Consider the following 10,123-nt stretch of genomic DNA (forward strand, 5'->3'; position numbering starts at 1 on the left):
GTCCCCGCCCCGGCCTCCTGCTCCTTCAGGATGCCGATGATTTGTTCTTCACTGAACCTGCTGCGCTTCATGTCGTCCGTCCTCTGATGGGCCGGACTCTACTTCAAACTGGAGGAAGATTTCCAAGGCAGGTCAAAGGCCACATTGAACCGACACCGGGGAACGTGGTGGACTTCCGCGCCGTGGAAGACTGCATCCGCGATCTGTGTGACCGCTTCGATGTGCATGGCATCGGAATTGATCCGCACCTTGCGCGTTCCATGCTCAACACCTTGACCGAGGAAGGATACCCCGCTGTGGAAGTCCGTCAGGGGTGGATGACCATGGCCCCGGCCATCAAGGAATTGGAACGGTCCATCATTGGCCGGATGCTCCAGCATGGTGGGCACCCGGTCTTGCGCTGGTGCTTCGATAATATCCAGGTCGAGACGGACAGGGCGGGGAACCGTCTGTTCAGCAAGGGCAAGGCGCGGGAACGGATCGACGGCGCGGTTGCGTGCGCCATTGCAATCAGCCTCGCCAGCAATGGCGAAGGTGGGCCATCGGTGTACGAAACCGAGGCACGTTCAGAGGGGTTCCTGTTCCTATGACCGACACCAGCACCGTCACAGTTGATGTTTTGTCCGTTCGCCCGGCGACCGGCAACGGCGGCTTGATCGCCCTGGCTGACGCTGAGGTGCTGGTTGATGGCGTGTCGCTGCTGATCCACGGGTTGCGGGTGTCCCGCCTGTCCGATGGCCGCATGGGCGTCGAGGCACCGACGACAAGGAACGAGGCCGGGCGATGGGTGCCCGCCGTCACGCTGCCGGTGGAACTTGGTCGGGCGATGGCTTCGGCTGTGCTCGCGGTTACCGGGTGCGAAAAGATAGTGATGTGAACTAAAAGGACGCGCCATAGGTTTTTTCCGCAACCCTAGCGAACCTGCTTTACCGCGTCATAAACTGACCTCGCATAGTGCGGCCCAATTCCGCAGTCGATAGACAATTTGTAGAACTCTTCCGCTGCATCATGCGGATTCAAGCCATAATGTCGCGTCAATTCTCTCGCATATTTCCTAAGAGGCTCTATGTCACCCGACGTAAAATTCCCGCACGAGCGAATTTTTTCTGAGAACGCGTTAACAACTGCCGCCTTAAGGTCGCAGCCATAAATAAAATACCGCAAATGCTTCAAGAAATTACCGTGCCTGAATATGTCTTCACCAGAGGTTCCGTTGCGCTCAAACACTTTCATGCGCGAACGTCCTCGCGTTCCGTGGCTGTATTCCCCATCCGTAAAATATTTGACCCTTTCTTCTGGAATTGCCTTTCGCTCAATCAGCCGCATCATGAGTTTATGAGACAGGAATCCATTCTCCGCCCCGGTTGACTGCCTGAAGACAACCTCCTGGTCGAACTCTATATTGCGAACAATCTCGCTTTCCTCTTCCGTCAATTCGATAGGACCGGTGGTCATCTCGTCATCCTCCCCGTCTCGCGTCCCGTTGAGTCCCGGATGATCCACCCGTTGACATAGGGTTCCATCGTCCCGATCTGCCGCCTGGTGGCGTCCCGCACGATGTATCTGCCGTTGGTCCAAGGCTCAACGCGCACCCCCGGCGCTGGCATGGGCACGGGTGGCGGCTTGGGCTGGTCAGTCGCCAATGCGGCGGGGGACGCCAGCAACAGGACGGCAATCAGGTAGCGCATGGGCGCGTCTCCTCTACCGTCGATAATGCCCTGGTGCGCGGAGGTTGTCACGGGTGAGGTGCGGGGCGCTGCCACAGGGGTAAAATCTAACGATTTCAACGCTGTAACACCTGTTACACCTTCGGGCGGGCATGGTGTAACGCGAAAACGTCAATGTTTTGAACGCTGTAACACCTGTTACACCTGTTACACCTAAAAAATAAGGTACGCGAGAGAGCGAGTTTCCCCGTGTTTACCGGGGAAATTATAAATCATCCCTGTGAGTGCCTAACGGTCGATCCGTGATCGTTGACGCTGACACGCCCACTCTTGCTGACATGGTGCTGACAAAATGAAAAAGGCTTAGCCTGTGATTTCAGCTAAGCCTTTGAAAAGATTGGCGCAACCGGTAGGATTCGAACCTACGACCTCTGCCTTCGGAGGGCGGTTGCAGCGCGCTGAAGTAACATATATTTATTTTATTTCAGCCTGTTATAAGGTGTACGGGCTCCTTGCAACTCCATCTGAGTTATTAGCCAGTGTCCCGAAATTGTCCCGTGGCTTCCAGCTTTGTCGATGGCTATCTGCGCGCCAACAGCGCATTGACGCGCCATGCAAGTATGTTAGATTTTTGCTGTGACTGCCACTGCTTCGCTCGATCGGCGCGGAGCTGGTGCTACAGTCGGGTGCCCGTGCCGAGATAATAGTCCGATGTCAAATGGCGGCTGATATCAGCGTAAGTCCGCGGCAAGTAGGGTATCGGAGCCAGTTAGTTGCTGGCTTCGCCAGGGGGCGGTGACCTGCGGGAGCCGTCCACCTCAAGCTTGCCTAATTAGAGGCAGCGAGGTCGGCTAAGCGCCACACTCAGTACGGACGCCTGCGGCAGAGGCTCCGAGCGTTTGCGCTCGGAGTCATCATGGCTATTACGTCCACCCGCACCTTCCACGAACCTCGCCGCGAAAGCGGATTCATGTCGCGACGACAGGTTGCCGAAGAGTTCGGGTTCAGCGTTGGCTATTTGAACCAGCTGTCAGCCAGCGAGCTGCCATTCCATAAAATCGGAAGCAAGGTCCTGTATGAGCGGGACGCTGTCGTTGCCTGGATTCGCGGGGTGCGGCAGCAGCCATCGGCTGCGCCCACGATGGCTGCACGCCGTCGGGGGCGGCCGCCAAAGCCTGTGATCGACAGCCAGACCGGTGGCGCGGCCGCCGCCAGCAACCGCTAAGTCACAACATCTGGTCCAAGCAGATGATGACTGCGAGTGCGGCAACGGCCGCGCATGCCGGTGCGCCTGTGTGGGGCGCGCCTGCATCCACATGTCATGACCACGGCGCCGAGGTCAAGATCGGCGGCAAAACGATCACCTCAGACGAGGTGATGCGGCTTAACACCGGATGGCAATTGAGCCCGGAGCATTGGCGCGAGAGCGCTCAGCGGCGCCAGGTGCTTGCCGAGCAAACAGCCCGAATGGGCGATGCTCTGGAGCAATTCGGGGGTATCCGTACGCGAGCCCCCGTTCGGGTGACCGTAATCGGCAACGCCACCGGGGAGATCGACGGCCAGGAGAGTTACCGGGCCATCTGCTTCTTGCCGCTGATTGCCCAGCGGGAGCGCCGCCCCGTCCTCAACGCTCTGCGGTATTTCCAGCGGCACCATCCAGCGGGCGCCTACATCCGCTACGCCGTCGTCACTGCCGGGCGGCGGGTGCCGGCTTGGGGTGATCTTCGGGGGGCCATGGCCCGCCTGCATCGCCAGGTCTCCCGGTGGGCTCATGATGCTGACCGGGATTGGGATGTCGAGGTGCTGTACCGAGGGACCGAGGTCACTCGTGACGCCGCGGCCACCTATCACCCCCACGCCAATGTGCTGTATCGCCCGCGCCGAGGCATGAGCAAGGCTAGGTGGTCCGCCTTTTTGGGGTGGTCGCGCGGGCGGCTCGGCGCTCACTGGCGGGACAACGGCACTCTTAGGGATGCCGACGAGGCGATCAAGTACCCCTTCAAACCGGCCGAACTGGACGATGCCCCCGGCGATGAGCTGGTCTGGCTGTGGTGGGACACCCACCGCCTTAAGCTCGTTCAGCCGATGGGCGCCTTTGCCGAGTTCCGGCGCCAACTACAGCGAGACGGCCAAAAGGTGGCAATGGTCAACCGGCGGGGCGGTGCCCGGCTGGAGATCGTCGCCAGGGCGAAGCGTGATCCCCTTGACGATAAGGCCGAGGCGGACCCACGCGGCGAGAACCTGATCCTGTGTCGCACGGCGCCGCAGTTCCGCTTTTGTTCTTTTGCGGAGCCGGTGACGCTGGTCGTCAATTACACGGATCAGCCGACCACGCCCGAGGGCCGCCAACGCCTCGCCATTATCTGCGCGTGGAATACCCCCTGCAGCTATCCCTTCAATATTTCGTGCGGCGGAATGGCCGAGTCCGAGATCGGCTGGTAATTCACCAGCGGCACGAACTCCTTCTTTTCTTTTTTCTGTTCGGCAGCGATTGCGGCGTGTCGCTCCTGAGAGGACATCACCGACAGGCGTAGCAGACACACCATTTTTCAGGCCTCCACGATCAGTGCTCTTGCGAATCATGACACCCAGCGCGTCGAGGCGGAAGACATCAAATTCCGCTATTTCCCAATCAAAGGCCGTCATTACAAGGCAGAACACAACATAATGAGGCAAATTAAAACACAGTACACGCTAGAAGATCTGCAATAACAAAACACATAACACATCAACAGATTCCGCCATGATGGGTGATTTTGCTTGACTATGAAGTGAATGCTGCACCCAATTACTTTTTACAAAAAAGGTATTTGGGTGCAGCATTCACTATGAATCTCATCGACGATGATTTGAAGGCTGGCGAGGGGCGCTATCGAAGCCAGCGCGAAGGGCCGTTTGGCCGAACTTTCCATTGCCGTGTCGGCTCGATCACGCGGGCGAACGGCGGAGCCAAACGCGCGATCGCCGGCCTCGATTATGACGCACGACGGGGATCGCATTCGGCTAGGCGGGACGAACTGGAGGCGGAAGGCGGGCGGTCACGGGAAGAGATGTCCGCGATCCTGGAAGCGGCCGAGGCGGCAAACAGTCGGAAGAATGGCAAGGTTGCGCTCGACCTCGAGGTAGAGTTGCCTATCCAGGCGACGGAAGAACAGCGACGGCGAATCGTTGAGCGAATCGCACAGTGGTTCGAAAATCAAGGTTGCCCCTGTCATTGGGCGATCCATTCACGAAATAGCTCGAAACGGATACAGCCGCATTTTCATGCGACGGTAGCGGCACGGCCGGTTCGGCTGGCCGGCAGTCATTGGGTGGGGACAGCGCCTGGTCGGCGGGGTGAGCCAGGGGCGCCAGCAATCATCGATGGGCCCGCCGCGATGGCGCATTTCCGGCGCCAGGTCGTTGCAACAGCGATTCGGGACGTCACGGGGCTGGGTTGGCACGGTGGACGGTTGGAGGAGACAGGCATCAATCGCCCAGCAAAGGCCCGGCTGCCGATGGCGGTCTACAAAGCGCAAGAAGCTCGGCAGGCTGGGCAGCAGACGAAGATTCGCGAGTTGGACAATCCCGGCCCCACGCATACCAATCGGCTGATTGACGAACGACGATATGTGGAAGCTCAGCGAGGGCGGGACGAATGGATTGCGGCAAACCGGGCAACTCAGATTCAGCGACGGGCGGAGAAGCAGGTGCGGCGGCTCACGCAAATCGAGCGGCTGGGCGCGATAGACAAGGACGTACTGCGGGCGGCGGCAGATTCGGTAAAGGGCGAAATCGATCAGTTGCGACAGGCGACGGCGCGGCAGGCGGCCATGATCGTCGCAATCGCTCGCGAGTCGGGCGTTGAGATCTCGGCCGAGCAGTTGGAGCGGCTGGACGGTGGCGACTTGGTAGCGGCCGTGCGGCGGGCAAAGGCCGGAAATCGAGACGATTTCGAAGCACGAATCGCGACAGCGGAAGCGCGCGCAGCAAAAGCGGAGGCGACGATGAGCAATGAAAGACGGAGAGCGATACCTGGTGAAAATGCGGTCGCTCGACCTGTGAAGCCGGCCGCGCTGGCACAGCCGACTTTGCGGGCAGCACCCCAGGCTCCCCTGGCCGTACCGCAATCCATGTCGAAGGAAGCCAGAGGGAGCCTCCAGACACGTCTGGCCGGGTACACCCCGGAATCCCTGGTGGAACTGGGAGACATCACGGCACGGCACTACCGTTCGCTCATGAGCCGACGCGCTATGAGTGCAGCGGATGCTCGCGGTCGGGAGGAATACCGGGCCGGCGCCATGATGGTGGCGGAACAGATTCGGGCCGCCGGCCGCGAGCTGGGCGTAGAGCTCTCGCGCTTGATAGCCCCTCGCCCAGCCCCGGCTCCTTCGCCGGGCGGCCGGGGGCGAAGCGGCAATTCTTTGTGATGATGATTCGGCCGGCGGGTTCGAGGCCGCCGGCTGGGGTGGCGGCCTGGTGGGTTGAGATATCTCTCTCCGCCAGGCCGTTGCCCACCGGCGACCATCGGGAGCCGCCGGCACGCAGACGCAGGCTCAAGAGGCTTCGCGGGGAACCGCGCCGGCAAGCCGGCGTGGGCGGAAGCCTCTTGAACCGGCGGCAACTCCTCACCCTTTTGCCCGCTCCTGGGTGATCGTGGTCGATCACCCAGGAGACGCCACCCGGCGAGGGATTCGTTTCTGGCCTTAGGCGTGGTGGCGGACGTATTCCTGCAAGGCGGCATTGATTTGCGTTTGGCAGCCTTCACCGCTGGCCGCGTGATCCTTGAAGGTGTCTTGACAGCTATCTTTCTTATCCGCACTATCTGTGGAAATATTTGCAGTAATAAATTTCCGCAGACCGGGAGGCGCACCATGGCGAACCATGAGCGAGCGGCGAACACGGACCAGGCGGAGATGGTCTTGTCGAAGGCGACCATCCGCGCCGCCGACCATTTCGGCCTCTCTCACACCGCATTATCCGAGATTCTGGGGCTGTCCGAGCCATCCATCTCCCGGATGCGCAAGGGGCAGTATCTGTTGAAACGCGGGCGCAAGGAATTCGAACTGGCGCAGATGTTCGTGCGCACCTTCCGCAGTCTTGACGCCATCACGGGCGGTGATGACGCTTCGGCGCAATCCTGGCTGCTTGCCGAGAACAGCGCCCTTCAGGCGAGGCCCATCGACCTGATGAAGACCATCCGAGGTTTGGTGGCGACGGCGAATTATGTGGACTCCCGACGCGCTACGATCTGAAGCTCGGCCCTATGCCGCCGAGGTCTGGCGCGTTGTGGAGGCGCAGTCCCGCGCCTCCACTATGCGGCTGACCGACAGCCAGGACGAGCAACATATCCTGGAAGACCTGATTGAGGAGGTGAAGCCCCCGGTCCCGGCCAATTGCCGCCATCTCCACTGGCTGCTGTTCACGCCGTTCCGCTATGCCCCCTATCCGCAGGGGTCCCGCTTTCGCCGCGCCAATCAGCCAGAGGGAGCGTTCTATGCCGCTGAAGCGGTGGAGACCGCCATTGCCGAGTTGGCCTTCTATCGGCTGCGGTTCTTCGCTGAATCACCCGGAACCAAACTGCCGGAGCGCCCGACCGAACATACGGCATTCTCCGTCCCGGTCGAGACATCCCGGCTGATCGATCTGACGGCAACGCCATTGGATCGGGACGAAGCCCTGTGGACTGACCGCAGCGATTATTCCGCCTGCCAGAATTTTGCCGATACCGCTCGTGCCGCTGCCGTCGAGGTGCTGCGCTATCGTTCTGTCCGCGATCCCGAAGGCGGTTGCAATGTCGTGGTCCTGGCCCCGGAAGCCTTCGGCGCCACCGAGCCGAAGCAGATTCAGACGTGGCGTATCTTCATCCGCCCTACCGGCGTGCAGGCGGCACGGGAATTCCCACGGGCAGAGATGGAGTTTGGGGTGGAGGGATTTGCCTGATGATTGAGAACATCACGTCCACCGATAGATTCTTGTACCACTACACGAAATCATCGACCGCAATTGACTACATATTAAAAGACAGAAACATTAAGTTTGGGGCTTACACAAAAACAAATGACCCAAAAGAAACAAAGACGTGGGAATTCACCGTTGGGACGAATGGGAGTATTGATTATGGAAAATATAGGGATGCGGAGGAATCGGCTTGGCTATCGAATGAGTTGAAGGGACGGGCCCGGGTGGCTTGTTTCTCCCAAGATTCGGGTCCTTTGACGGGGTGCCATCTCAGTGACATTTTCCGTAGAGGTTTCTGCAAGCCGCACATGTGGGCGCATTACGCAGAAAACCATTCTGGTGTTTGCTTGGTATTCGACAGGCAAAAATTATCGCAGGCCATCACATCACAAACCCCAGATGGCGAAATTATAATGGCGGGTCCGGTCAGTTACATAGATAAGGGAGTTGTGCCGGATCTATATGGTGATCAAGCGTATCTGATAAATGCAGACGTTCTGGAGGCCGTTGGAAGAGAGAAATATCCTGCGCTACACATGAAAACTCACTACAAAACTTTATTTTTTGAAAAAATGATAGATTGGCTCAATGAGGCAGAGTGGAGATTTGTGATATTTTCTGACACAGATAACGATGTGTTCATTGAATACGGCGATGCGCTTGTTGGCATAGTATTTGGGGATGGCACAAGCAAAGAGACAATTCGCACCGCCATGCAATTGGGTCGGCCTTATGGAGTGCAATGCACAGGGCTGACGTGGAAGAATTGCAGCCCCTGGTATGATTTTGGCAATCCTCTTTATCTTCGAAAGCCTTGGGGTGAGCTCGACTGACTCATTTACCCCATCTTCTTTGCAAGATCGCTAGCCCGCAGATTCGTGTACCGCTTCAGCATCTGCAAATCCTGATGCCCGGTGACTGACGCCACCTCCATGATGTTCCAGCCGCGCTCGAACAGCCGGGATGTGGCTTCGTGGCGCAGGTCGTGGAAATTGAAGTGCTCCATCTTGGCCCGTGACCTGGCCCGCTCGAATGCTTGCTTCAGCCCTTCGGCGGTGGTGCCTATGACCGCGCCATCTGTTGGGCGGGCTTCGGTGCCCAGTTGCCATAGAACCTCATAGGCCCGCGGAGAGAGCGGGATGTGGCGCCCTTTGCCGGTCTTGCTGTCGGGAATATGGGCGTGGAGCCGGTCCAGATCGACGCAATCCCAGCGCAGGGCCAGAAGCTCGCTCCGACGTAGCGCGGTTTCCAGGGCCAGGATCACGGCGGGCGTCAGCCAGGGATTGCGGGCGTCTCGGCAGTGCTGGAGAAGCTTCTCCTCCTCGCCAGGCTGAAGGCGGGTGTCGCGAGCATCCCGCACGGTAGGGCGGCGCACGTCGGAGATTGGATTCTCTATCATGCCGTGACTTTTCCGCACGGACTCAATGACGGTATGTAGCAGCCCCAATTCCCGCTTTACCGTTCCTGCGGTCACGGACTTCAGGCGCCGGTCCCTATATTCCTCAAAAAGGCGGGTTGAGAGGGTGGCCAGCGAGTGCGCCGCCAGTTTGGATTCGTCCCGCAGGAAGCGGGTAAGGCGGAGGCCCTCATCCCGCCCACCCTTGTGCGTGGTGGCGACATCGCGGATGTAGGTTTCAACAGTCTCCCGGAAGGTGGTTCGCTCCGCCTTGCTCCGATCCACATATACGCCTCGAATCATCTCCGACTCGATGACCTTGGCCCAATCCTCGGCGGCCTTCTTGCTGTCCTTCGTAGCTGATTGTACGGGAAAGCCGAGGCGGCGTATCTTGGCCTGCCAGCCAATGATTTCGCCGTCCTTGTTTTTGCGCGCTGTGATGGTTGCCATAGGGCGCCTCGGGGACAATGACGGCGGTTGGTGTCCCCAAATTGTCCCGAAAAACCATATGAATTTCAAGTCAGCCAACGTGAATTTGGCTGAAATCCAGGTTTCATGCGGTGGGGAGATTGGCGCAACCGGTAGGATTCGAACCTACGACCTCTGCCTTCGGAGGGCAGCGCTCTATCCAGCTGAGCTACGGCTGCGCGATCGATCACGGATGATCGGAGAGGGGCGGAACATACTGGATTTCTGCGGCCTTGGGCAAGCCCCTTTGTGGGGAGGTCGGCGCGGGGTTGATAAGAACGAAACGGGACTGGGTGTTGCCAGTTGCCAGATATTGCCAGCGGGACAGTTGGATGTCGCCGTTCCGTGCTGTTCGTTGTTCGTTGCGTCACGCTAGGCTGTAGTGACAATTTAGGATTCCCTTGGCGCCCGAGATGTGATTCAAGACTGATTTTTGGAGGTCGGTCTTGGACGGCGAAGTTCTGCGCGATGATCAGTGGGAGCGGCTGCGGGAGTTTGTGCCCGGAGGCCGGAAGGGAAAGCGTGGCCCGCGTAGCGATGGCCGCCGCTTCTTCGACGCCATCCTGTGGGTGGCACGGTCTGGTGCGCGATGGCGAGATTTGCCGGAGAAGTTTGGCCCCTATCAGACGGCCAAACGCCGCTATTACCGCTG

11 protein-coding genes and 1 tRNA gene are annotated in these 10,123 nt (G+C 59.3%); 9 read left to right on the top strand and 3 right to left on the bottom strand.

All coding sequences use genetic code 11. The features are described 5' to 3' along the window. The first annotated feature begins 86 nt into the window (after nucleotides 1–86). Both CP958_RS00115 and CP958_RS00120 read left to right on the top strand, forming a co-directional pair. Nucleotides 87–590 (top strand): terminase TerL endonuclease subunit, encoded by a 504-nt coding sequence (locus CP958_RS00115; RefSeq protein ID WP_096700028.1) that lies wholly within the window; start codon nucleotides 87–89, stop codon nucleotides 588–590. Continuing rightward, nucleotides 587–877 (top strand): hypothetical protein, encoded by a 291-nt coding sequence (locus tag CP958_RS00120; RefSeq protein WP_096700019.1) that lies wholly within the window; start codon nucleotides 587–589, stop codon nucleotides 875–877. Before CP958_RS00115 ends, CP958_RS00120 begins: the two co-directional genes overlap by 4 nt. Nucleotides 878–912: 35 nt before the next feature. On the opposite strand, the gene CP958_RS00125 is transcribed toward CP958_RS00120, so the two are convergent. Further along, a complete protein-coding gene (locus tag CP958_RS00125) occupies nucleotides 913–1,455 on the bottom strand; it encodes a hypothetical protein (RefSeq protein WP_096700020.1) in 543 nt (180 codons plus the stop codon). Nucleotides 1,456–2,583: 1,128 nt separating this feature from the next. Here CP958_RS00125 and CP958_RS00135 point away from each other — a divergent pair. The 6 genes from CP958_RS00135 (at nucleotide 2,584) to CP958_RS00160 (ending at nucleotide 8,440) form a co-directional block, all read left to right on the top strand. Continuing rightward, complete coding sequence (locus CP958_RS00135; protein WP_096700022.1) at nucleotides 2,584–2,892, top strand: helix-turn-helix domain-containing protein; 309 nt, start codon at nucleotides 2,584–2,586, stop codon at nucleotides 2,890–2,892. Nucleotides 2,893–2,915: 23 nt separating this feature from the next. Then, on the top strand, nucleotides 2,916–4,109 hold the full coding sequence (locus tag CP958_RS00140; RefSeq protein WP_096700023.1) for a hypothetical protein: 1,194 nt from the start codon (nucleotides 2,916–2,918) through the stop codon (nucleotides 4,107–4,109). Nucleotides 4,110–4,423: 314 nt separating this feature from the next. Then, nucleotides 4,424–6,076 (top strand): MobA/MobL family protein, encoded by a 1,653-nt coding sequence (locus CP958_RS00145; protein ID WP_141400354.1) that lies wholly within the window; start codon nucleotides 4,424–4,426, stop codon nucleotides 6,074–6,076. 285 nt (nucleotides 6,077–6,361) lie between these two features. Further along, nucleotides 6,362–6,901, top strand: coding sequence for an MbcA/ParS/Xre antitoxin family protein (locus tag CP958_RS00150; RefSeq protein WP_242442645.1), 540 nt, complete (start codon nucleotides 6,362–6,364; stop codon nucleotides 6,899–6,901). Then, nucleotides 6,873–7,589 carry an RES family NAD+ phosphorylase gene (locus CP958_RS00155; protein WP_242442646.1) on the top strand — a complete coding sequence of 239 codons (717 nt, stop codon included), beginning with the start codon at nucleotides 6,873–6,875 and terminating at the stop codon, nucleotides 7,587–7,589. The genes CP958_RS00150 and CP958_RS00155 overlap by 29 nt, the downstream gene beginning before the upstream one ends. After that, nucleotides 7,589–8,440 (top strand): DUF2971 domain-containing protein, encoded by an 852-nt coding sequence (locus tag CP958_RS00160; RefSeq protein WP_096700026.1) that lies wholly within the window; start codon nucleotides 7,589–7,591, stop codon nucleotides 8,438–8,440. Before CP958_RS00155 ends, CP958_RS00160 begins: the two co-directional genes overlap by 1 nt. A 5-nt stretch (nucleotides 8,441–8,445) precedes the next feature. Here the strand turns inward: CP958_RS00160 and CP958_RS00165 are convergent, their stop codons facing one another. Both CP958_RS00165 and CP958_RS00170 read right to left on the bottom strand, forming a co-directional pair. After that, nucleotides 8,446–9,453, bottom strand: a complete 1,008-nt coding sequence (locus CP958_RS00165; protein ID WP_096700027.1) for a site-specific integrase — start codon at nucleotides 9,451–9,453, stop codon at nucleotides 8,446–8,448. Between the two features lie 120 nt (nucleotides 9,454–9,573). Then, a tRNA-Arg gene (locus CP958_RS00170) sits at nucleotides 9,574–9,650 on the bottom strand. A gap of 267 nt (nucleotides 9,651–9,917) precedes the next feature. On the opposite strand from CP958_RS00170, the gene CP958_RS00175 reads away from it, so the two are divergent. Continuing rightward, a partial coding sequence (locus CP958_RS00175; protein WP_141400355.1) for a transposase occupies nucleotides 9,918–10,123 on the top strand: 206 nt, incomplete at its 3' end.

The sequence above is a fragment of the Magnetospirillum sp. 15-1 genome (assembly GCF_900184795.1).
Lineage (GTDB): Bacteria > Pseudomonadota > Alphaproteobacteria > Rhodospirillales > Magnetospirillaceae > Phaeospirillum.